The following is a 22,004-nucleotide window of genomic DNA, read 5'->3' as shown; positions in this document are numbered from 1 at the left end:
ATGTCGAGTTTTTTTTAAGAGATTTAACAGTATTTTCGGCGAAGATAAAATATTTAAATAATTATCATGCTCATTCTTTACAATTTTGGCATCAAAATATACTACTTTTTTATATTTATTCTAAAATATTTTAATAAAAAGGCGAAGCTATGGTTTGATGGCAGGGTAGGAATCTTTGATAATATCGCTTCAAAAGTGGATCCAACGGTTAAAAAAATATGGTTCCATTTTGCTTCCTTGGGCGAATTTGAGCAGGGTAGGCCCGTGTTGGAGGAGATGAGAAAAATATATCCTGATAAGAAAATATTGATCACATTTTTCTCTCCTTCAGGGTATGAACTCAGAAAAAATTACGCTGGAGCTGATTATATTTTTTATCTGCCTATGGATACTGCCTCTAATGCACGGAGGTTTTTGAAGCTCGTTAATCCCGAGATCGTAATTTTTACCAAGTACGAATTTTGGTATCATTACTTCAGGCAGTTGCACCAGAGTAATGTACCACTATACCTCATCTCGGGGATATTCAGACCCAATCAGCCTTTTTTCAAATGGTACGGAAGTTTCAACAGGAAGATCCTTTCTTTTGTAAGTCACTTTTTTGTTCAGGACGAAGGCAGTAAAGAACTGTTGAAGGCAATAGGAATCACTAATGTTACCGTTAGCGGGGATACCAGGTTTGATAGAGTTGCAGAAAATGCAGCAGCGCCGAAACGATTTGAGTTAGTTGAGCGCTTTTGTTATAACTCAAAGGTTTTTGTAGGGGGAAGCACCTGGCCTCCTGACGAGAAACTACTTGCAGAACTGGTAGCTAAATACTCCGACTGGAAATTCGTATTTGCTCCTCATGAGATAAAGGCAGATAAGATCAATGCCTTAATAGGATTGTTACCTGCTAATACTACTGTGAAATATTCCGAGATAAAAAATCTTACTGGCCGAGACGACATAGACCAGGCAATTAGAGGTAGATCAGTCTTGATTATTGATAATATTGGAATGCTTTCTTCCCTTTATCAGTATGGAAAGGTGTCTTATATTGGTGGTGGATTTGGTGTTGGTATCCATAATACCCTTGAAGCCGCTGCTTTTGGTATTCCGGTTATTTTTGGTCCTAATTTTAGCAAATTCCTTGAAGCGAAAGCTTTGATCGCCAATGGAGGAGGTTTCACTATAAGTAACAGCGGAGAATTGCTTGAAATTATGGGAAAGCTTCAAAGTGAGGAATTTAGAAGCAAGGCTGGAAATGCAGCCGAATTTTATGTGGAAAAATCTAAGGGGGCTACAGGAACAATATTAAAATATATCGAAGGAAAAGTTTGAGGGAAACTAGTTCCCTCTTACCATTTTTTCTAAAGCTTCAATCCACTTAGGATCGTCATTTAAACTCTCAACAAGTTGAACTTTCTCGCCACCAAGAGCTCTGAATTCTTCATGGTATTCAACTACAATTTCATATAATGTTTCGAGACAGTCCGCTACAAATGCGGGACTAAAAACTAATAATCTTTTTGCTCCTTTTGCAGCCAGATCCTTCAATACATCAGAGGTGTAAGGCTTTTTCCAAGGTGAGTTACCCAGCCTTGACTGGAAGCAAACCGTATATTTTTCTTTTGGGATATCTAGTTTCTCAGCTAGCAATCTTGCCGTATCATGCGACTGCGCTGAATAGCACATTCTGTTTGCATCATTGAAACGGGAACAACAATCAGGGACTTTCAGACAATATTTACCTGAATCATCAGCCTTTGTTAATTGTCTCTCCGGCAAGCCATGGAAACTGAATAAAATGTGGTCAAATGTCTCGGGCTGGTACTTCCTCGCGTTATCTGCGAAAACTTCAAGCATTCCTTCATTGTCGTGAAAGGAACTTATAAAAGAAATATCAGGAATGGTAGGCCATTTGCTCACTATCTCCATGATCTTCTGATTTACGGAACCTGTAGATGCAGAGGCATATTGAGGGAAAAGTGGGATAACCTTAATGTTTGCTACCTGCTTTTTCTTCATCCTTTCCAGCGCCGATTCTATCGAGGGACTTTGATAGCGCATGGCCAGTTCTACCATGTACTCATTGCCTAGTCTCTGCTGCAGAAGTTCTTGCTGACGAACGCTGTAATACAATAGGGGTGAGCCCTTTTCTGACCAAACTTCTTTATATACCTTCGCTGATTTAGGTCCGCGGAAAGGCACGATAATACCTTTTACAAGAAGAGTTCGGTTGATCGGGTTAATGTCAATAACTCGCTCGTCCATCAAAAATTCATCCAGGTACTTTCGTACGTCGGATACCGAAGGACTGTCTGGCGTTCCCAGATTTACTAATAATACTCCTTGTTTTCTCATCGTGTTTAAATTCCTGCTCGCTTAACTTTTGCTGTAGCCTTCTTAAATAGTTTGCAAATATAGAATGACAATTTTGAACAAGGCAGAAAGCAATAGCTTTTTACGTAAGATTCACAATTTAGTGGCGTCTTTCAACTTCCATAGTCGCCACCAGGGAGTGGCGGGAGAGTCGTGATGTTCATAGTGATACCCAAAGAAATAGCATGAAATAAACGCAAGAAAGTGGTTTTTCTTCTGAGAACCTGAATAATGTTTGTTGGAGTGTTCACCGTGGTGAGGAAGCCAGGTACCGAAGTAGAATAGCTGCAATGTGCTTAGTAATGAAGGTAATACCCAAAATAGCAACAAGTTTTTCTCTTCAAACCATAATTTAAGAACGTTGAAAACGGCTGCTAGAAATATGATTTGCCATATAGATATATACTCCCTGATAAATTTAAAATACCAGGGCCAGAACTTGCCTTCGTAAAAGTCGGGATCACTATCTGTGTGAACAAACTTATGGTGTTCGTGATGTTTTTTGTTGAGATTTCGAAATGGGAATGCGGCATAGAGAGCGGTACAAATTGCTCCTATCCAATTGTTTAAAGTAAGGTTAGGGGAAACAGTCCGGTGCATTGCATCATGTGCGGTAATAAAAAGTCCGGTATAGAGATGAGTTTGAACAAGTACTGCAGGTATTATCAGCCATAGATTAGAGGCAATATTGAAGCGCAACAGAAAGCTAAGCGACGTAAACCAGCACGTAATAATCAATAGTCCGATAAAAACGCCGGTATTCTTGGCAGGTTTCATACATTGTTAAACCTGATTTAAATAGATAAGTTTTCTAATAACTTTCCAGCAAGGATTTTACCTGCTGCATTAGCCACATCGGGGTTGAGGTAGCACCGCAAATGCCAACTTTATCACCAGGGTTGAACATGGAGATGTTAAGTTCTTCTGGCTGTGAAACAAAATACGTGTTCTCATTATGTTTCTTACATACATCGTGAAGGACTTTCCCGTTAGACGACTTTTTCCCTGATACGAAAACAATTTTGTCAAAGTTTTTAACAAAGGTGCTTAGGTCATCATATCTGTTCGAAACCTGGCGGCAGATCGTATCGTTTGCTTTCACTTCATACCCTCTTTCGAGAAGCTCAGATTTAATTTTGTAAAATTTGTCGGTGCTTTTCGTTGTTTGGCTATACAAAGTGAATTTTCCGGGAAGCTCTACATTTTCCAATTCTTCAAGATCCTGGAAAACCAGGGCTTCTCCATTGGTCTGCCCTTGTAAGCCAATCACTTCAGCGTGCCCGTGCTTTCCAAAAATCAGGATCTGTTCTCCTGAATCGTATGAATTCTTTATGCGGTTCTGAAGCTTTAGTACAACAGGGCAAGATGCATCGATCAGGGTTATATTATTTTCTAATGCAATCTTATAGGTTTCCGGAGCTTCGCCATGAGCCCTGATAAGCACCTTTTCATCTCTCAGGGTATCAAGGTCTGAATGGTTAATAATACGAAGGCCCTTAGCCTTCAGACGGGCCACCTCTTCATCGTTATGAACAATATCGCCCAGGCAATACAAATAACCATCCTCTTCCAGGATCTCTTCAGCCATATCAATTGCGTATACAACGCCGAAGCAAAATCCAGAATCTTTATCAATCGTTACTGCCAGATTATATCCCATAGTGCAAAAATACTCTTTTTTAGATTATCGTGATGTTTAGAGCAAGGAAGAACAGTGCCTGTATAATAAATAAGATAGAACCTACCGGATTGTTTTTTTCAAATCGCAGCATGTAAAATACCGACATCATAAAGATCGAGAAAAAAAACCAGCCTACAGTATTGTGAAACGGTATTTCAGCATTTGCCCAACTCCAATAATCATATTTTACAGCTACTGGCTCAATTAATATATCAACAATTGACAAAAGGCCGGCACCTAATAAAGCAAGGATCACTCTGCTTTTGATTCTCAGGTTTTCGAGGATTGCGCCCGTAGAATACACCATTAAAACCCAGTTGATACCTATTATTAAAGGGATATCTGCTATTTTATAACCCAATGTTGCTCCATAGGTGTAGTCTCCAAAAATATAGCCTGTTTTAACGCCAGCCAGTTCTATCAGGAATCCGGCTATATAGGTTACCACCACAAATGTATAAAAGGCTCTGTTTTTATTATCGTGACTGATCATGATCAACAGAAACATTAACAAGAGGTGGAATGGAACAAGGTCTTTAAACAGTTCTACAAGCATGTCACTGCTAAGACCGAAAAACCCTACAGTATAAAAAAGAACAACAATTAGTCCGCAGATGCGAGCCTTGGAAAATTTCATGACTTTATAATTCGGCCCTTCCAGCTTATTTCAGATGAAAGGTTTTTTTTAATGGACAAAATGGCAATTATTACGAATGATATCATTTGAAGCGGATGAAGAATGATATTTAGGAAAGCGTTCTGCCCGCTAGCTAATGAGATCATGATGCGGCTCAAAATTATTAGAGTTATTGCGAAGAACAATAACTGAACATCGAGGTACAAGGCAATAAAGATAGGGCCAATTATAACAAGTAATAAATAACAAATCAGACCAGCAATATTATTATTAAAGCCTGCCAGAAGGTTTTTACTAAAGCCCTGTATTGCTTCACCATAGCTTTTATACATCCTGCAGTAAATATATCCGTTGCCCAGCAAGGATTCGGTATTATATTGATAAGCCTTAACAAGTTTGATAATCTCAACATCTTCCACCACATTGCTTTTTACTTGCGCATGCCATGAGTGCTTATGATAAACAGCAGCATCGAAAAACATAAACTGTCCGCTTGCGGCGGCCAGAGATGTCTTCTTAGATAATTTCACTAAGCGTAGGGGCAAGGAGTTTAATAGGATGAAATGCATTAGAGGTACAACTAAACGCTCGCCTACTGTCTCCATTTGCTGGTTCGTGAATAAACTTAGCAAAGCCAATCGCCCTAGTTTCATCCGGTGAATTGAGTTGTTGATTAGGCCATCTTTTATCAGTTCATCAGCATCCAGAAATAGAAGATATTTCCCTTTAGCCTGACTGGCCAGTTGATGGCAGGCGAAGTTCTTTCCGAGCCATCCTTCAGGCAGCTCCTGTCCTTTGATCACCCTGAAATTCTTGTTCTTCTCACAGAATCGCTCGCAGATAGTGTAGGTGTCGTCTTCTGAATTGTCGTCCAGAATAATTACCTCATAATTTTCATAATCCTGCAGTTTTATAGATTTCAGCAAGGTAATAATATCTTCTTCTTCGTTCCGGGCGGGTATAAGGATTGAAACAAGTTCGTTGTACCGGCGAGGCGATTTAGGAAGTTTAGGATTCGAAATGAAATTAAATAGCGTAATCGTAAAGCGGATAATTAAAAAAAAGAATACTACATAAAATATTAGCATTGCTTAGATTGTAATGCGACTATGTTGCTGTCGCGATTCCTGATAGTGTTTGTTATAGATTTCCCTTATCATAGATAAACCTTCCAGTTCATTTGCCGGTACCTGCTTCAGCTTACACCAGACCGAGGGTTTACGTTTATCAAAATAATCAACGAACATAGCAGAAAAAAGGTATTGATAGTTTTTGTTCGATGCATTTATTAAGTTGGTTAGCCCTTTCTCAAACACCACTTCGTCTACATGGTTTGACCCTAGTTTCCCCTGTGGGAAGATAAGGACAAGATTTTGGGGATCATTTAATAATCGGCCGGTACCGTTCAATGTAGACAGCATTTCCTTGGATCGTTTCTTAAGTGATATTGCTCCAAGGTATTTTAAGAAAAAAACCTTTTGATAGTTCTCTTCAGTAACCAGCACATGGAAATTTTTGTTCAGACATCTCCGGTTTAGCTCAAACAGTAAGAACCCATCCCACCAGGAAAAATGATTTGCAATCAGGAGGATTGCTTTATCGGGAGCGATTTCTGGCTGGTTAAAATGAAATGACTGAAAATCCCTTTTTATTATATAAGAGATGTAATTGCTAAAGAAGAATTTTATGAAAATCCTAAACATGCAGGCAAGATAGTTTATGTTAACCTGCCTGCTATACTTTTAGTTTAAATATTAGAGATCTTTGTCTGCAAAGACTTCAAATTTATCCCAGAACCCATCTTTCGGTAGTGGAGCCTTTATGTCAATCGGCTCTTTTTTAATGGGATGAATAAAGCGAAGCCTCTTTGCATGAAGGCATATGCTTTTTTTCAAACTTCCTCTCGGATAGCCGTATTTATTATCGCCAACAATAGGGCAATTTAAGGTGGAAAGTTGGACGCGGATTTGGTGGGGGCGTCCGGTAATTGGATCAACTTCAATAAGATGATAGCCGTTTAGTTCCCCAATCAACTTATAGTTTAACTCAGAGCGCAAGCTTCCGTTAACTTCTTTAGTATGGGCCTTCGTGACGTTTTTCTGCGGGTTTTTTACAAGCCAATGAACAAGGTTTCCTGCTTCAGGGACTGGCCTGTTCCGAACAACGGCCCAATAAGTCTTTTTCATTTCCCTGCCCTTGAACATTGCGTTTATTCGATCGAGGGCTTTGCTGGTCTTTGCAAAAAGAATTACGCCGCTTACAGGTCTGTCAAGCCGGTGTACCACTCCCAGAAAAGCACCGTTAGGCTTATTGTACTTTTTAGCTATATATCTTTTAACTTTTTCGTCGAGGGGGTCATCTCCAGTTTCATCTACCTGTACAATATCACCTGCTCTTTTATTAACAGCTATTATATGATTGTCTTCGTATAAGATGTCTTTATCAGTAATTTCAGAATATTCGGTTCGAGCGCTTTTTTGCATGCTATAACTACGGAAAATCTAGTGCTTGAGTTTCAACTGAAGGAGTCCGTTTTCAAGCTCGGTCTTAACTCTAATTCCATCGGTTGGGTAAGTTCACTTTAACAGAAGAACTATTGTGCGGGAATGCACACGAAAAGCCATTCAACCCATGCCCAGAATCTGTTTCTTTCAAAAGGATGCATTGCGTCCTGTTTTGAAAAACTAATATTGTTCTTTCTCGTTTGGGAAATCATTGCTTTTTACATCCTGTACGTAACCTTTAACCGCACCATTTATCTCTTCGTACAGGTTGAGGTATTGTCTCAGAAACCGCGGGCGAAATCCTTTGGTAAGGCCAAGCATGTCATGTACCACCAAAACTTGTCCATCGCAATGCGGACCAGCTCCTATTCCAATTGTAGGTATTTTAACACTTGCTGTAACTTCTTCAGCGAGTTTAGCCGGTATCTTTTCAAGAACAACAGCAAAACAACCCGCATCTTCCAACAACAATATATCCTTTTTAAGCTTTTCTGCTTCTGCCTCTTCTTTAGCCCGTACTGTATACGTACCAAACTTATAAATAGATTGCGGGGTTAACCCCAGGTGACCCATCACTGGTATTCCTGCCGTTATTATCCGGTCTATCGATTCTCGTATTTCCTGACCACCTTCAAGTTTCACTGCATGGGCTCCAGACTCTTTCATGATGCGGATAGCTGAATTCAGTGCTTCTTTTGAATTTCCCTGGTAAGATCCGAAGGGAAGGTCTACTACTACCAAACATCTGCTTGCGGCCCTCACCACAGACGACGCGTGATAGATCATCTGATCTAATGTAATTGGTAAGGTGGTTTCATGGCCTGCCATTACATTCGAAGCAGAGTCTCCAACCAGTATAGCATCTATCCCCGCCTCATCCACGATTTTCGCCATCGAGTAATCATAGGAAGTGAGCATCGCGATCTTCTCGCCCTTCATTTTCATTTCCTGGATAGTGTTGGTTGTGATTCGCCTAACTTCTTTATTAATTGACATTGCCAGTTATTTTAGGTCAAAGGTAGAAAAACCGGAAGTAAAGTTGAAGGGCTGAATCGTATTATAGATATATTGAAACAATAGGGAGGATGGTTTAAACTGTAATTTTAAAAATGGTTTTAAAAAAAGGATAAAAAGCATACCTTTGTCTCTTGTGAAATTTGAAGTCGATTGCTTCAGTCTATTACCATTTAAAGCCCGAAATTCTTACGGGGATTTACAGTTTTTCCATTTATTTTCTGATAGTGATGATGTAGAATTCAATGCATCTGAATTCCTGATAGCTTATGGAAACGGAAGTGACATGTTCGCCGTAGAATGGATAAGAGACAATAATCAGAGTAATACTAACAATAAAAATAACATCAATTAAGAAATGACTAATTACACCAAATTACCTGCTGTACTTTTGCTGGAAGATGGAACTGTTTATCACGGAAAAGCTGCCGGCAAAATTGGCACTACAACTGGTGAGATTTGTTTCAACACCGGCATGACCGGATACCAGGAAGTTTTTACCGACCCGTCTTACTTCGGGCAGATAATGGTTACCACGAATGCTCATATCGGTAACTACGGTGTTAATGAAGACGAAGTTGAGTCTGGTGATATTAAGATTTCAGGTTTGGTTTGTAAGAATTTTAACATCAATTACAGCCGTAAAATGTCTGATAAATCTATTCAGGATTATTTTCAGGAAGAGAACATCGTTGCTATTTCGGACGTAGATACACGGTCTTTAGTCCGTCACATCCGCGATAAAGGAGCGATGAATGCTATCATTTCCTCTGAAATCTTAGATATCGACGAGCTTAAACAAAAGCTTGCAGATGTTCCTTCAATGGACGGTTTAGAACTTTCGTCTCAAGTTTCTACTAAAGAGCCATATTTCTATGGTAATGAGAATGCTGCTCATAAAATTGCTGTTCTTGACTTAGGTGTTAAGAAGAACATCCTTCGTAATTTTGATCACCGTGATGTTTACGCTAAAGTGTTCCCGGCAAAAACGAGTTTCGAAGAAATGGAGAAATGGGCTCCCGACGGCTATTTTATTTCTAACGGCCCTGGTGACCCATCTGCTATGCCTTACGCGATCGAGACTGTTAAGAAAGTTCTTGAGGCAGATAAACCTCTATTCGGAATTTGTTTAGGCCATCAATTGTTGGCTCAGGCAAACGGCATCCGTACAAAGAAAATGTTTAATGGACACCGTGGTCTTAACCATCCTGTTAAAAACATCATTATTGACCATTGCGAAGTAACGTCACAAAACCATGGATTTGGTGTAGTAGCAGAAGATATTGAGAAATCAGAAAAAGTAGAAATTACTCACGTAAATCTTAATGATAACTCCATCGAAGGTATTCGTGTGAAAGGTAAAAAAGCTTTCTCAGTGCAATATCACCCAGAGTCATCTCCTGGCCCGCACGATTCACGTTATCTTTTCGATCAATTTGTAGATTATATCGAAAATAAATAAAAATATTCTTTTCAAACCCGTTTATTATCTGATAAACGGGTTTGTTTTTTTTCTGAATTAACAGAAAAGTAACCATAATCATTTTTCGAACAATATAAAAAATGCTATTTTTGGCACGCTTCCAAACTTAGTGTTTTTGTTACACTAACTGTAACCTATTAAGTTTGAAAGAACCTTTCAGGTAAACAATAAATTAAAAAGAAATGAGCTTAATTTTAGACGTACACGCCAGGCAGATACTTGATTCCCGTGGCAATCCTACAATCGAAGTAGATGTTATTACTGAAAACGGTGTTGTTGGTCGTGCTGCAGTACCTTCTGGTGCTTCAACAGGAGTTCACGAAGCAGTAGAACTTCGTGACAATGACAAATCTCAATACCTTGGTAAAGGTGTTTTGAACGCCGTTAAAAATGTAAATGAAATCTTAGCGAAAGAACTTAAAGGATTAGATGTATTTGAACAAAATACTATCGATGCTTTAATGATCAAGATTGACGGAACGGAGAATAAGGGTAAAATTGGTGCTAACGCTATTTTAGGTGTTTCATTGGCAGTAGCTAAAGCTGCAGCACAAGAGAGCCGTCAGCCGCTTTACCGTTACATTGGTGGTGTTAATGCGAACACTCTTCCCATCCCAATGATGAACATCGTTAACGGTGGTTCTCACTCTGACGCTCCTATTGCATTCCAGGAGTTTATGATCATGCCAGTTGGTGCTTCTTCTTTCTCTGAAGCCTTACGCTGGGGAACAGAAGTATTCCACAATCTTAAAAAGATCCTTCATGACAGAGGTTTATCTACAGCAGTAGGTGATGAAGGTGGTTTCGCTCCAACTTTCGAAGGAACTGAAGATGGTGTTGAAACAATTTTACAGGCTATTGAAAAGGCTGGATACAAACCAGGTGAAGATATCTATTTAGCATTTGATTGTGCTGCTTCAGAGTTCTACAAAGACGGTAAATACGACTATACTAAGTTTGAAGGCGAAAAAGGTGCTATACGTACCAGCGAAGAGCAAGCTGAATACTTAGCATCATTAACTGAGAAATATCCTATCATCTCTATTGAGGATGGTATGGCTGAAGATGACTGGGCTGGTTGGAAGTTGTTAACCGACAAAATCGGTTCAAGAGTTCAGTTAGTAGGTGATGACTTGTTCGTAACTAATGTTAAACGTTTGCAACAAGGAATCGATAACAGTACTGGTAACTCTATCCTTGTTAAAGTTAACCAAATAGGTTCTTTAACTGAAACTATCAACGCTGTTTCTTTAGCACAAACAAACGGTTATACTTCAGTAATGTCTCACCGTTCTGGTGAAACTGAGGATGTTACAATCGCCGACCTGGCCGTAGCATTAAACTGTGGTCAAATCAAAACTGGTTCTGCATCTCGTTCAGACCGGATCGCTAAATACAACCAACTACTTCGAATCGAAGAAGAATTAGGTGAAAACGCAAAATTCATTGGTAAGAATTTCAAATTCTTAAAAAAATAATTCAGCTAATATTAGTTGATCCAAAAGCCCGCTTGTCGGGCTTTTGTTGTTTCTGGGAAGGAGTGTATCTTTATGCGATTATTGTGTTATGAGGTATCGTGCAATTTTCTTGTTTCTTATTATCTCTGTGGTTACATGCGCCTGTAGCCCGAAAGCCACTCAAACAGGAGGAGCTTCCTATTATGCCAAAAAGTTTAATGGCAAAAGAACTGCCAGTGGCGCCAAGTTCAGGAGTTCTAAGAGAACAGCGGCTCACCGTACCCTTCCATTCGGTACGAAAGTCAAGGTGACAAATTTGAGGAACGGAAAGTCCGTTAAAGTAAGGATCAATGACAGGGGACCGTTCGTAAGCGGCCGAATAATAGATCTTTCACGAAAAGCTGCCCGAAAAATAGATATGCTCGACGCTGGAGTAGTCCGTGTAAAAATAGAATATAAGAAAAGGAAATGACAGTTGAAGAAAGCCTTTTACGGCTCTCTTCGTTTGACACATTAAGGATCTTTGCCCCAAAGCAATACATCTTATAACATTATTGGCTTCAACGCTTCTTTTCCAATAGCGCCCCAGTCTTTCATAGAATTTTCTACCGTTTTTTTAAGTTCGGTATTCGTTTGAGGTTTTCCTTTAGTAGGCGGTTTTATTGTTGCGGCGTGACCGCTTTTTTCAGTAACAGAGGTGGCAAACCAGGTGATATTTTCGTGAGGTAAAGCAACACCCAGGATCATCCCTGGTAGACCTGTAAATGATTCAGGTCCGCCGGACACAGGAATTTTATCAGTATAAAAAGCTACCACATAAATAGAGTCCATAACAATTGCATTGGCCCTTCTGCAATGGTATCCTGCTATTTCCCTGGTTTCATCCGTAATTTTCCATTTGATATTTCTAATGGAGTCTTTAACGAGGAAGTTCTGCTCGAATATATTTTTCTGCGTAATGAAAGTTCTGCTGTTTAGGTCAATATAAGTGGTATTAGGCTGACTAGCTGCGGGATGAAAGCTCATGAAGTTTTGACCTGCAGCCTGCTGATCGGGCTGAGGCGTGTATAAAGTAGCTCCTGAGGAAAAGCTAAGAGTGCTCTTCAATGTTTTAAATTGCGGTTGAGTCTTTTTATACTGGTCAAAAGCCATTTGCATGTAGCTCTCATTGTCTTTATTTATGGCCCTTTTGAAAATAGCAAACATATTTACCCTTTTTTCAAACTGGATAACTCCCTCCGAGGGGAAGTTTACAAACTGAGCAGAAGCACTTAAACCTGTTAGAATGCTGCATACTATGGTAAGGATATATTTAAGTTTCATTATTTGATAGTATTAGAAGTTGATGATTTTAGTCCTCCTCCCATTTTATTGAATTCCCATACAAGGGTAGCAAGGAAGTATCTTTTAATGGTTTGGTAGCTGCGCTGAGTAATAAAGTTATTGCTCACCCGGCGACTAAAACCGTTGTTCTGGTTTAATAAGTCATTTCCTGAAACTACCAGCGCTAGGTTTTCTGCCTTTGTGAATTTTTTCGTTACAGAAGCGTTAAGCAATAGTCGTTCAAAGGTTTCGTTAAAGGCTGCTGTCTTCTCTCTGAATTCATAATTTGCACTAGATCCGATCTGAAATCTTCCCGGTAGATATATGTTGAACCCGCCATTGGAGTTGTAAACCCACCCGTTATTGTTTCTATCTAGCTGCAACGAGGACTCGTTTTGACTATAGGAGGGGTTTAAGGAGATATAAAAATCATACTTTTTTGGCTTATTCTGCGAAATCGAAACATCCCCATAGTAGTTACTTGATGTCGCTCTGTTAAGATTCCCATTGCTGATGCTATAATAAGTGCTACCATCCGTACCTAAACTTCCACCAACATTCAAATCCCATTTTTGGATTTTCCGGCTCAGATACATATAAGTATTATAGTTCCTCGAGTCATGGCTTTTCAAGTTAATAGATTGATAAGTGTTGACATTGGTACTGAGATCTGTGAAAGTTGAATTTACAATGGGGTTCATGGTGAAGGAGTAAGATCCATATATGTAAAACCCTTGATTAGCGAGTACTTTATAGGTGTTATAATTGAAGTTAAAGGTGTTGGTGAATGAAGGTTTTAAGTTTTGGTTACCTATAGTAATGTTCAAAGGATCTGTATTTACCCTAACAGGTTGTAACTGGTCTGTTGAAGGTTGGCTCGTTCTGCCGTTGTAATTGATCCGGAACGATTTATAATTTGAAAACTTATACTGGTAGCTTGCTTGCGGTAACCAGTTTATAAACTGACGGTCGTATCTGGTATTTCTGAAAAGATCCTTTTGGTGAAAGTTAACCGAAGTTGCCCTGGTGCCGAAGTTTACGTTTGTTTTTTTTGCTTTGACGTTGAAAATTGCTCCTCCCTGGTGAGAAATTTGATTCAGGTCAAAATCATTACTATAAACTGAATCCAGAACGTTATAGTTTCCTCCGGCTGAATTATAAGACTTGCGGACTGAAGAACTGTTAGTAATTCCAAAGCCGTAATTAACAACAAGCGAGAATACCTTTGTAAGTGGCTCGGTATAAGTCAGGTTAGTGTTTGTCCTAAACGTGCTGTTATCATTGTCTTTGAACTGGTCTATTACCATCGAATCTCTCCTGGTTCCAGCGCTATCGAAGGTGACGTTTGTAGACTCAAGGTAGCCTGAATTATTGCCTTTGTTCAAGCCTTGGGTGAAATTCACCGAAAAGGTTCTTCCTTTTTTTCTTAGTCTTTTGCTAAAAAAGGCCGAGGCATTAAGGCTCTGCTGTTCTCCATCATTGTCCAGAGTTCTGCGGTTATCATTAATCCTTACATTATTGAAATTTAAGCCCGTTCCAATGTTAAAACTATTACTCTTTGTATTGCGTAGTGAGGCATCAATAGAGAATTTCCAATTGGTAGTAGAATCGGGCCTTAACTGGTAGGTAGCATCTAGCTTTTGACGGAAAGTCGAGTTTGAGAAAATTGAATTATTGGTGTTGTTAATAAAGCTCTCCTTTAGATTATTCTGTGATAAGTTGCTTTCTATTCCATCTACACTAAGGTATCCGCTTTTGTAGTTAGTATTGATAGACTCTTTATCCTTATTCCATTTATTATCGTAATGAACGCCCCCAGTTTGTATTTCCGGTATTCCACTTCCCCGGTAGTTTGAAGCATCCAGATCGTCACGATCGTTAGAGTACATAATTATACCACCATCGTCGGTCATCTCCATGTTGCCACCAGTATATTTATTATTGTCAGACCAGTTCAATCCTGTTCTTCCTGTATTTCCAACAGTTCCATAAGCCGAAAACTTCTTCTTTCCTTTAAACTTATTGAACATTCCCTGACCAGCATAAAAATTGCCATCGAGCCCCCCTCCGTCAAGCTTACCAAAATATCCGTTCTTTTTGTCCTCCTTCAGTTTTAAATTAATTGTTTTATCCTTTACCCCATCATCTATCCCTGTAAAGGTGGCCTGGTCACTTTTTTTATCATAAAGTTGAACTTTGTCGATCATATCACCCCTAAGGTTCTTAGTAACCAGTGTGGGATCGTCTCCAAAGAACTCTTCTCCATCTACTAATACTTTATTTACAGTTTGACCCTGTGCTGTGATCTTTCCGTCTTTATCTACCTGTATTCCTGGTAGCTGCTTTAACAGATCTTCTACCTTAGCATTAGGGGCGATCTTGAAGCTTGATGCGTTATACTCTGTTGTATCTCCCTTAATTTTAATAGCTGCAACAGTTCCCTTTACTACAATGTCTTTCAAGAGGTTGGATTTCAGAAGCATATTAATATTCCCAAAGTCCTTAGTAGGAGAGAGGGAATCTAACTTGAAGCTTTCTACATAGTCGGCGTAGCCTGGATAGGTAGCTAATAGGATAAGTTTACCTGCTGGTAGCCCACTAATTGAGAACGAACCATCTCCCGCGGCCCTGGTAAACTTTATAAGGGTAGAGTCTTTTGCGTTCAGGATAGAAACAGAGGTGTTCTTTAATTTAATAAGAGACGTTGTGTCTCCGATCGTGCCTTTTACTGATGAGGTTTGGGCGTTGAGGTTGCAAAACGACAGCGTTAGAAACACTGCCATGAGTAGCGCTTTCATTTAGGTTGTTTTTGAGGTTTTTGTGTAAGTAATTAGTTTGCCTAAAATAGAGAAATTTTCATCTCTGTTAATATCTTTTTTAGGTAGACGCTGGTTTTTGTGAACTGTTACATGAAAAATTAATTAAAGATAAAGATTAGGAGAAAAGATGTTCCAGGTGGTTAGATCTCTTTCAGTATTCTCAGTTCCTTAGGCAGATAATTATTAATCCTGTTCGACAGGATTTTTGCCCATCCCAGGCCAAATCCTTTAAAGGTCATCAATGTCCATCCCTGACCGATGTTTTCTAATTTTAAATCATCTTTTCTAAGATAGCTGATCGCTTCTTCGTAATTTAGTTCGGCTTTCTGTATGTTCTTATTAAGGATCAAACTAAGGGCGAGTTCATGATCTGGTATAAGGTCTTTTCCAACGATTTTCCCTGCAAATACACCTGATTTTTTCAGGTATAGATTTGATTGCAACAAGGTGATATCCGCTGCATGTACGGGATTGATTATAGAATAACCCTCTTTAACAGGAATAGGTTGTAGTGGCAGCTCACCTGTGATCCACCTTTCAATAACAGGAAGTTCATTCTTAGGTATGTTTGCAGTTCGCGACTTTGTACTTTTTATCATTGAAGAACTGTCATTCTTTATAAAGCAACTGACAAAAAAGCCCTCTCCCTTAACAAGATGCGGGTAGAAACGGTATCCGTGGTTCTTGTGTTTTACCGATAAGCTTTCCTGAATTTGCCACTCTGGCTTAACTGGAATTTTAACAGTAGTTACATTAAATGTGTCGGATAGCCAATCTGTTATTTCCTCATTCTCTTCTTCGGAGTATGAGCAGGTAGAGTAGATCAACAAACCTCCTTCTTTTAATGCAGGGTAGATATCTGCAAGTATCCTCTGCTGTCTCTGGCTGCAAAGCTGCACATTGTTCTCCGACCATTCGTTGATCGTCTGTGGATCCTTCCTCCACATACCCGATCCAGAGCATGGAGCATCCACAACGATTACATCAAAGTATCCTCCTAATCGCTGAAAATCCCTCGGATCGTTATTGGTAACCACCGAATTAATTACTCCCCATTTAGTCATATTATCCGCCAGAACAGGGACTCTTGTTTTAATGATTTCATTAGATACAAGAAGACTGTCACTATTGATAACTGAAGAGATCAAAGTGCTTTTACCTCCGGGAGCAGCACAAAGATCAAGTACCTTTAGGTCTTCCTTCAGATCCGTGCTATGTCTCAGAATATGCTCTACAAACATTGAAGAAGCTTCCTGCACGTAATAACCTCCTGCATGGAACAATGGGTCGGCAATGAAAGAGGGGCGTTCCTCTAAATATCGGCCGTACTCTGTCCATCCTATTCTATCCGCCTCTTCAAAAGCATTAGATGGTTTGAAGGGATTTAACCTGACAGATGTAATGAACTCTCCTTCTTCATGTACCCTGAAAAAAAGCTCCTGGTCCAGGCCGAATTTTTCATTCAATGATCTGATTAAAGAGGAAGGGAGGATGTTGCTCATAACGCAAAGGTAAGGCTTTATACCAAGGCCTGAAAGATTTGTGTAGCGGCTTCTTCCTGCCTCCAAATTTTATTTGTTTCTACAATTCCCCTAAATCATTATTTTTACGCATACTTTTTTTTAACATGATTTCTTGTTTTAACCTTCATCACATTCAAAAGGAGATTTCTCCTTTTACACGATTTTACTTAAAGTTTTTCATCTCATTCTTTCTTGTCTTAACTGTCGCAGGCGAATCAGCCTCAAGTCAGAAAAAAAGCAGTTCGCAAGGTGGTGAATGGATCACTTTCAAACAAACTGCTGGTGCCTTTTCTGTTAAAATGCCTCATCAACCTGAGTATATGGAAAAGGAGATGGACAATCCTGGCGGGAAACCAGGGGAGTACAAAATGAAGATCTATTATGCGAGCGATGATAATAATAAGGCAAGTTATCTGGTTCGGTACAACGATTTTCCCCAGGGAATATTCCTTGCTGACAGAAACAAGGTTTTTGAGCTGTTTCAGAAAGACCTAGCTGCAAAGGGAGAAATAGTTTACGGACCAGAAGCTGTTAAACATAACGGAATGGATGGAGTAGAGTTCAGGATGATGTTGGATAATAAGTACTACACTATTTGCAGGGTTTTTACAAGGGGGAGCAGAATATATTTTCTGATGCGACAGAACCAGGTAGAAAAAATCCGTCTAACAGTGCCTGACGAATTTTTTGAGTCTTTTAGTCTGCTGCCCTACCAGGAAACTAAACTTCTTTCCTATCAGCCAGAAGGTGAAATGTTAAAAATGCAGGTTTCGGAGACTCCTAATTTTTTGAGAAACCAGGTGGCAGATCATAGTTCTTTTTTAAAGCATGATTATAACGTTATCTTCAATAATCCATCCTCAGGAGGAGCTTACAATTTCGAGAGCTATACAATAAAGGAGTATCTTAAAATTAAGGATTTGGATAGCCTGTATTCACTAATGTTGAAAGGGATGAGAGGAAGCTCAGATACAGTTTCAAAAACAAAATCAATTACAGTTAACGGACTTTCCGGAAGAGAATTTGAAACAAGTATAGAAGGGAGTGATTTGCGAACAAAGACCAGAATATGGGTCGACGGGAACAAGTTCTTTTTTTTAAGCTCAAATACTACCGAGGAAGAACTTAGAGGTACTGTTAATCAAAAGATCTTCAATTCCTTTGTAAGTACTAAAAAAAGTTCGCCCCTTATGTACTCGTCGTCAAAGATAGCGACGATACTGAAGGATCTGTCATCTTCAGATACAAGCGTTGTGGAGGATGCCAAGGGAGCCTTGAATTATTATAATCTGCAGAAGGGTGAGCTTCCTGCAATACATAGAGCAGTATTAGAAAGGACCTACCCGGATGACACTAAAAGTGATGGCATTAGGGTGAGAATGATTGAGACCATGGCGGCATTAAGGGATAGAAGCTCGTCCTTAGTTTTAAAAGATTTGTTCTCAAAGGCCGAAGGTTTGGATCATATCAGAGCCGCTGCTTTGGTTGCTCTTCCAGAAGTAGACACTGTAGCTGGGTACGACAACTATTTGCAGTTATTAACCACGAATCCTCTACATAATTTGGGTAATGATCGGTGGATGATCTTTAGACCGCTGTCCGACTCAGTTCAATTTACCGCCGACCATTTAGACCAACTTTTACCATTGTTCAGGTTTCCCGATTATAGAACTGAGCTACTAACAAAAATATCTTATTTGTTATACGCCGAAGACCAAAAATATAATGCTGCAATAGTTCCAAAATTTAAAGCAATCTCTTCATACGCGAATGAGGACCTGAACAGTTACCTCGCGGAAGTAAAGGCTGGAACGGATACTTTGGGTTACAATAGGAAAATTTACTCTTATTTGCATCTCCTTCAGGAGATAAAAGGTCAATCTTTAGCTGATGCTTTTACCGCGAAGCTCATAAAAGAGAACGGGCAGGGAAGTATGATCCCAGAAGCATTGGTAACACGAATAGTTAATAAGCTTAAAGTAGATGAAAAACTGACAGGAAAATTCCTGGATAGCATCGGCACCCGGTATAGTATAATGGAGGCCTTTCACAAAGTTGGTCAGTTGAGCAGGGTGCCGCAAAAGTTTAAAAGTCAGCGAGAGTTCGCCCGGTTATGTTTATACAATTATTTGAATGATGATGACGAGCCTACAGAAAATATAGAGCTATTAGGAGAGATAAGCGTTAAAGATTCGGTTTACTACGCCTATAAGGTACGCTACCCGGAAGACGAAGGGAAAAGCTATTTAGGTTTAGCTGGAGGACATAAATCCGGCTCGCAGGAATTGAATTTTAAAGATAGTTTCTCCTTTTTTGACTGGTTAGAAATAGATGAAGACTGGAAAAAGCAGGCAGTAAAGTTACTGGAAGATATTAAGTTGACGCAGAATTGAAGCTAACTGCTGAGGGGCTCATCTCTTCTATAAATAAATCTGCCCTAGCTCATCTAACTTAATGGCTTTGGAGGTAATAGAGAGGCAGGAATCACCTGGCATTACAAGCATCACCTGGCTTAGGTAGCTTCCAGTTATAAACGATAGAGGCGGTTACGTCTCTATCGTTTATAACTGGATTAGCTATAAGACTATGCCCCTATAGTAATCCTTAGGTTTGGGGAATTCTTTTTCTCCGAGCTGCTCTTTTAAGTTGGTTTCAATTGTTATACTTAATGCTGTAAGCGGAACATCCTCAATCCTATTTTCGAATGGATCTTCCGCTCGCTCACCCATAAGGTCAAGACAGCGGAAAACAAAAGAAATGATAACCGAAAAAGGTATAGAAAGCCAACCCAGGTCTTGAATAAATACGAATGGTAGCAGTGAGGCATGAATGAGAACGAAAACTTTGGAGAAGCTGCTATATTGCCGGGGGAGGGGAGTGTTTTTTATCCGCTCGCATCTGCCTTGAATGTTGTTGAATTCAATGAGTGTTTCCTCCAGTCTAACAAAAAAGAATTCGGAGATCCAGCCTTTATCATACGCATTTTTAAGGTCTCTTCCTTGTTGTTCGATCAAATAATTTGGAGGATTGTTTTTATGAGTAAACTCTTCATATTCCAAAGGAGATATAAAATCCCTCACATCAGAATACTCATTCGGGCCTTCATAGTACTCTTGCAAACCTGACTTGTTGTAATAATGCTGCCTTCGCAAAAATACACGCAATCCATGTACGAACGCGATATGCCGGTAGATGATTTTTTTATGAAGTTGTTTAATTTCTTCCTGCTCTGCTTCATTGCTTGAAGATATCAGCAACATAACTTCCCTGGCCCATGCCCTGCTATAGTTAACTAGTAATCCCCATATTTGCCTTGCCTCCCACCATCTGTCATAGGCATTGTTGTTTTTAAAACCCAGAAAGATAGCGAGAGCTGTGCTAAGGGCAGCAATAATATTGAAAGGAATGTGCAGGCTAGTAAGGTTAAAATAATTGTTAACCAAATAAACCGAGAGGGAAAGGAAAAAGTAATAAAAAAGACTAGGCCAGGTATAATGAAAAATAATTGGCCATTTTAATTTCCTGTAGACTAACATAGAAAGTTTTTCTAGTTAACTAAGAAATCGGATAATGGTTGAATGGTTTAGTAACTTTCGCAAGTTTAGCTCTTCTTTATCCCGTAATTGGCACCATTTGCTTGTTTTATTTGCCAATAAGCACATCGTACTCTTTTGGAATTGCTACTCCATTAAAACGATTTGTGAGACCGTAAAAAATTGCAAAAGATAAAATTATTCCTGATAATAAAATTACAATAGATTGGCCTGCTGGTGACAAGCCTATAATGGTGTGTTTCATTTTTCTGTTGTGAATTGCAGCCAGGTGGCCAAAGAATGAAAAAAGGGCAAACCCGTAATAAGGGATGAAAAATAGGTTCGTCGGAAATGAATTAAGGCCAGCGACTCCGAAATAGAAGTTAGTGTCAAGATGTAGCAAGTATCTGCCGCCAAATACAGCCGCTAAATGAACGAGATAAAAGATCGCTAGATAAAGTCCAGTCCAGATTTGGAGTTTTTCAAACGTTGTGCCCGCTGTTTTTCTGTTTTTCATGAATAGCCTCATGCCTGAAATTATTTGAGCAAGCACAGCCAGTAATAGAAATCCTTCTGCCAATGGATTGCGGTAAAAGAATCGCATTGTATTCATCACTGCAATATGTTCACCAGCTCCATAAATACTGGATAAATGGTTTAATAAATGAAAGGTAATAAAAATTGATACTGTTAGTCCTGAAACATAATGTACTTTTCTTCCGGTCATTCTCTCCTGCTTTCAACCGTATATACAAAACTGCCGGCTTTGTAATAGCCTAAATTATATTCAATAGGTCTGTCGCCCTGATCGAAAACAAATCTTTTCCTCAGTAGAACAGGACTATCAACAGGAATTCTAAGTTTATCAGCTATAAATTGATCGGCACCTTTAGCACTGATTTCCTCTTTCGAGAGAGTTGCAATTACAGAATAATCGTGCTCAAGCAATTCATACAATGGTCTTTTAAAGTCTTCATCTCCAGTTAGACCAATACGGGGATGGAAGAACGAAGCGAAATACACAAAAGGTTCTTCCGGCCTTCCCCGGACCCGCTCCATCTTTAAAACCTGCCGGTCTTGTGCTATATCGAAAAAGTTCGCTAAGTTTTCGTCTGGATAAACCCATGTAACATGAAGCTCGAAATTCTTGATGGTTATCCCTCTCAATTTCATTTCCTGAGAAAAGCTGAGCCAATTGTTTGACCTGGAGCTTACTGCATTATCCGCAACCTTCGTTCCTTTCCGTTTCTTCCTGACTAACAGTCCCTCAAACACCAGTTTATTTATTGCTTGCCGGAGTGTCGTACGTGAAATCGCCATAAGTTTAGCCATCTCTACCTCATTGGGCAATATCTTTCCGTTCCTGTACTCTTCAGAGGCTATTAGCTCTCTTAATGCAGCTTCTGCCTGTATATGAAGGGGGATAGGGCTTTTGTGATCAATGGAGTTCTTCATAAAAAATACAATACTAAAAATTATTTCTTGCCCAATCAATTTGTCGATACAAAAAGACCGTACATATTTTTTTAAAAAATCCCTTTTATATTTCAATACATAATTTATATGTTTGTACATATCATCGCTTAAGGCAGCGTTTTCCATTGATAACTAACCAGAAATCCCGGATTATGCTATTTTGCTGTTGCCTTAAAGTAAATATGTACAT

20 protein-coding genes are annotated in these 22,004 nt (G+C 39.3%); 6 read left to right on the top strand and 14 right to left on the bottom strand.

All coding sequences use genetic code 11. From position 1 onward, the window contains the following. Positions 1–66 precede the first annotated feature (66 nt). Positions 67–1,323 carry a 3-deoxy-D-manno-octulosonic acid transferase gene (locus J4N25_RS25240; RefSeq protein ID WP_207424672.1) on the top strand — a complete coding sequence of 419 codons (1,257 nt, stop codon included), beginning with the start codon at positions 67–69 and terminating at the stop codon, positions 1,321–1,323. A gap of 6 nt (positions 1,324–1,329) precedes the next feature. Here J4N25_RS25240 and hemH read toward each other — a convergent pair whose 3' ends face one another. The 8 genes from hemH to panB form a co-directional block, all read right to left on the bottom strand. Further along, entirely contained in the window at positions 1,330–2,346 is a 1,017-nt protein-coding gene (gene hemH / locus J4N25_RS25235) for a ferrochelatase (RefSeq protein ID WP_207424671.1), read from the bottom strand. Between the two features lie 111 nt (positions 2,347–2,457). Further along, positions 2,458–3,141, bottom strand: a complete 684-nt coding sequence (locus J4N25_RS25230) for a fatty acid desaturase (protein WP_207424670.1) — start codon at positions 3,139–3,141, stop codon at positions 2,458–2,460. A 34-nt stretch (positions 3,142–3,175) separates the two neighbouring features. Next, positions 3,176–4,024, bottom strand: a complete 849-nt coding sequence (locus J4N25_RS25225; protein WP_207424669.1) for a 4-hydroxy-3-methylbut-2-enyl diphosphate reductase — start codon at positions 4,022–4,024, stop codon at positions 3,176–3,178. 19 nt (positions 4,025–4,043) lie between these two features. Then, a complete protein-coding gene (locus J4N25_RS25220; RefSeq protein ID WP_207424668.1) occupies positions 4,044–4,682 on the bottom strand; it encodes a carotenoid biosynthesis protein in 639 nt (212 codons plus the stop codon). Beyond that, complete coding sequence (locus tag J4N25_RS25215) at positions 4,679–5,770, bottom strand: glycosyltransferase family 2 protein (RefSeq protein WP_207424667.1); 1,092 nt, start codon at positions 5,768–5,770, stop codon at positions 4,679–4,681. The genes J4N25_RS25220 and J4N25_RS25215 overlap by 4 nt, the downstream gene beginning before the upstream one ends. A gap of 3 nt (positions 5,771–5,773) precedes the next feature. After that, positions 5,774–6,385, bottom strand: a complete 612-nt coding sequence (locus tag J4N25_RS25210; protein ID WP_207424666.1) for a 1-acyl-sn-glycerol-3-phosphate acyltransferase — start codon at positions 6,383–6,385, stop codon at positions 5,774–5,776. Between the two features lie 51 nt (positions 6,386–6,436). Beyond that, complete coding sequence (locus tag J4N25_RS25205) at positions 6,437–7,165, bottom strand: RluA family pseudouridine synthase (RefSeq protein ID WP_207424665.1); 729 nt, start codon at positions 7,163–7,165, stop codon at positions 6,437–6,439. A gap of 201 nt (positions 7,166–7,366) precedes the next feature. Then, entirely contained in the window at positions 7,367–8,182 is an 816-nt protein-coding gene (panB, locus tag J4N25_RS25200; protein ID WP_207424664.1) for a 3-methyl-2-oxobutanoate hydroxymethyltransferase, read from the bottom strand. Between the two features lie 154 nt (positions 8,183–8,336). Between panB and J4N25_RS25195 the strand changes: the two genes are divergently transcribed. The 4 genes from J4N25_RS25195 (at position 8,337) to J4N25_RS25180 (ending at position 11,612) form a co-directional block, all read left to right on the top strand. Next, positions 8,337–8,555, top strand: a complete 219-nt coding sequence (locus J4N25_RS25195; RefSeq protein ID WP_207424663.1) for a hypothetical protein — start codon at positions 8,337–8,339, stop codon at positions 8,553–8,555. A gap of 3 nt (positions 8,556–8,558) precedes the next feature. Further along, the gene (gene carA, locus J4N25_RS25190; protein WP_207424662.1) at positions 8,559–9,662 is read left to right on the top strand and encodes a glutamine-hydrolyzing carbamoyl-phosphate synthase small subunit; all 1,104 of its coding nucleotides are present in this window, start codon (positions 8,559–8,561) and stop codon (positions 9,660–9,662) included. 203 nt (positions 9,663–9,865) lie between these two features. Next, on the top strand, positions 9,866–11,161 hold the full coding sequence (eno, locus tag J4N25_RS25185; RefSeq protein WP_207424661.1) for a phosphopyruvate hydratase: 1,296 nt from the start codon (positions 9,866–9,868) through the stop codon (positions 11,159–11,161). Positions 11,162–11,249: 88 nt separating this feature from the next. Further along, on the top strand, positions 11,250–11,612 hold the full coding sequence (locus tag J4N25_RS25180; protein WP_207424660.1) for a septal ring lytic transglycosylase RlpA family protein: 363 nt from the start codon (positions 11,250–11,252) through the stop codon (positions 11,610–11,612). A gap of 71 nt (positions 11,613–11,683) precedes the next feature. On the opposite strand, the gene J4N25_RS25175 is transcribed toward J4N25_RS25180, so the two are convergent. The 3 genes from J4N25_RS25175 to J4N25_RS25165 form a co-directional block, all read right to left on the bottom strand. After that, positions 11,684–12,463, bottom strand: a complete 780-nt coding sequence (locus J4N25_RS25175) for a GLPGLI family protein (protein WP_207424659.1) — start codon at positions 12,461–12,463, stop codon at positions 11,684–11,686. Continuing rightward, positions 12,463–15,261: an outer membrane beta-barrel family protein gene (locus J4N25_RS25170; RefSeq protein ID WP_207424658.1), complete on the bottom strand. Its 2,799-nt coding sequence runs from the start codon at positions 15,259–15,261 to the stop codon at positions 12,463–12,465. Before J4N25_RS25170 ends, J4N25_RS25175 begins: the two co-directional genes overlap by 1 nt. A 161-nt stretch (positions 15,262–15,422) precedes the next feature. Beyond that, entirely contained in the window at positions 15,423–16,784 is a 1,362-nt protein-coding gene (locus tag J4N25_RS25165; protein ID WP_207424657.1) for a methyltransferase RsmF C-terminal domain-like protein, read from the bottom strand. A gap of 125 nt (positions 16,785–16,909) precedes the next feature. Here J4N25_RS25165 and J4N25_RS25160 point away from each other — a divergent pair, with 125 nt between their 5' ends. Next, positions 16,910–19,198: a hypothetical protein gene (locus J4N25_RS25160; RefSeq protein ID WP_207424656.1), complete on the top strand. Its 2,289-nt coding sequence runs from the start codon at positions 16,910–16,912 to the stop codon at positions 19,196–19,198. A gap of 183 nt (positions 19,199–19,381) precedes the next feature. Here the strand turns inward: J4N25_RS25160 and J4N25_RS25155 are convergent, their stop codons facing one another. From J4N25_RS25155 to J4N25_RS25145, 3 genes are all read right to left on the bottom strand, one after another. After that, on the bottom strand, positions 19,382–20,341 hold the full coding sequence (locus J4N25_RS25155) for a bestrophin family protein (protein WP_207424655.1): 960 nt from the start codon (positions 20,339–20,341) through the stop codon (positions 19,382–19,384). Between the two features lie 106 nt (positions 20,342–20,447). Continuing rightward, a complete protein-coding gene (locus J4N25_RS25150) occupies positions 20,448–21,065 on the bottom strand; it encodes a hypothetical protein (protein WP_207424654.1) in 618 nt (205 codons plus the stop codon). Beyond that, positions 21,062–21,793: a GntR family transcriptional regulator gene (locus J4N25_RS25145; RefSeq protein ID WP_207424653.1), complete on the bottom strand. Its 732-nt coding sequence runs from the start codon at positions 21,791–21,793 to the stop codon at positions 21,062–21,064. Before J4N25_RS25145 ends, J4N25_RS25150 begins: the two co-directional genes overlap by 4 nt. Positions 21,794–22,004 lie beyond the last annotated feature (211 nt).

Source organism: Desertivirga brevis (assembly GCF_017355835.1).
Note: the sequence above shows the minus strand (reverse complement) of the source record. Positions and strands in the feature narration are given on the sequence as shown.

Excerpts from the sequence above, each read along its gene's own strand:
- J4N25_RS25240 (WP_207424672.1), top strand. The coding sequence starts at position 67 with ATGCTCATTCTTTACAATTTTGGCATCAAAATATACTACTTTTTTATA.
- hemH (WP_207424671.1), bottom strand. The coding sequence starts at position 2,346 with ATGAGAAAACAAGGAGTATTATTAGTAAATCTGGGAACGCCAGACAGT.
- J4N25_RS25230 (WP_207424670.1), bottom strand. The coding sequence starts at position 3,141 with ATGAAACCTGCCAAGAATACCGGCGTTTTTATCGGACTATTGATTATT.
- J4N25_RS25225 (WP_207424669.1), bottom strand. The coding sequence starts at position 4,024 with ATGGGATATAATCTGGCAGTAACGATTGATAAAGATTCTGGATTTTGC.
- J4N25_RS25220 (WP_207424668.1), bottom strand. The coding sequence starts at position 4,682 with ATGAAATTTTCCAAGGCTCGCATCTGCGGACTAATTGTTGTTCTTTTT.
- J4N25_RS25215 (WP_207424667.1), bottom strand. The coding sequence starts at position 5,770 with ATGCTAATATTTTATGTAGTATTCTTTTTTTTAATTATCCGCTTTACG.
- J4N25_RS25210 (WP_207424666.1), bottom strand. The coding sequence starts at position 6,385 with ATGTTTAGGATTTTCATAAAATTCTTCTTTAGCAATTACATCTCTTAT.
- J4N25_RS25205 (WP_207424665.1), bottom strand. The coding sequence starts at position 7,165 with ATGCAAAAAAGCGCTCGAACCGAATATTCTGAAATTACTGATAAAGAC.
- panB (WP_207424664.1), bottom strand. The coding sequence starts at position 8,182 with ATGTCAATTAATAAAGAAGTTAGGCGAATCACAACCAACACTATCCAG.
- carA (WP_207424662.1), top strand. The coding sequence starts at position 8,559 with ATGACTAATTACACCAAATTACCTGCTGTACTTTTGCTGGAAGATGGA.
- eno (WP_207424661.1), top strand. The coding sequence starts at position 9,866 with ATGAGCTTAATTTTAGACGTACACGCCAGGCAGATACTTGATTCCCGT.
- J4N25_RS25180 (WP_207424660.1), top strand. The coding sequence starts at position 11,250 with ATGAGGTATCGTGCAATTTTCTTGTTTCTTATTATCTCTGTGGTTACA.
- J4N25_RS25175 (WP_207424659.1), bottom strand. The coding sequence starts at position 12,463 with ATGAAACTTAAATATATCCTTACCATAGTATGCAGCATTCTAACAGGT.
- J4N25_RS25170 (WP_207424658.1), bottom strand. The coding sequence starts at position 15,261 with ATGAAAGCGCTACTCATGGCAGTGTTTCTAACGCTGTCGTTTTGCAAC.
- J4N25_RS25165 (WP_207424657.1), bottom strand. The coding sequence starts at position 16,784 with ATGAGCAACATCCTCCCTTCCTCTTTAATCAGATCATTGAATGAAAAA.
- J4N25_RS25160 (WP_207424656.1), top strand. The coding sequence starts at position 16,910 with ATGATTTCTTGTTTTAACCTTCATCACATTCAAAAGGAGATTTCTCCT.
- J4N25_RS25155 (WP_207424655.1), bottom strand. The coding sequence starts at position 20,341 with ATGTTAGTCTACAGGAAATTAAAATGGCCAATTATTTTTCATTATACC.
- J4N25_RS25150 (WP_207424654.1), bottom strand. The coding sequence starts at position 21,065 with ATGACCGGAAGAAAAGTACATTATGTTTCAGGACTAACAGTATCAATT.
- J4N25_RS25145 (WP_207424653.1), bottom strand. The coding sequence starts at position 21,793 with ATGAAGAACTCCATTGATCACAAAAGCCCTATCCCCCTTCATATACAG.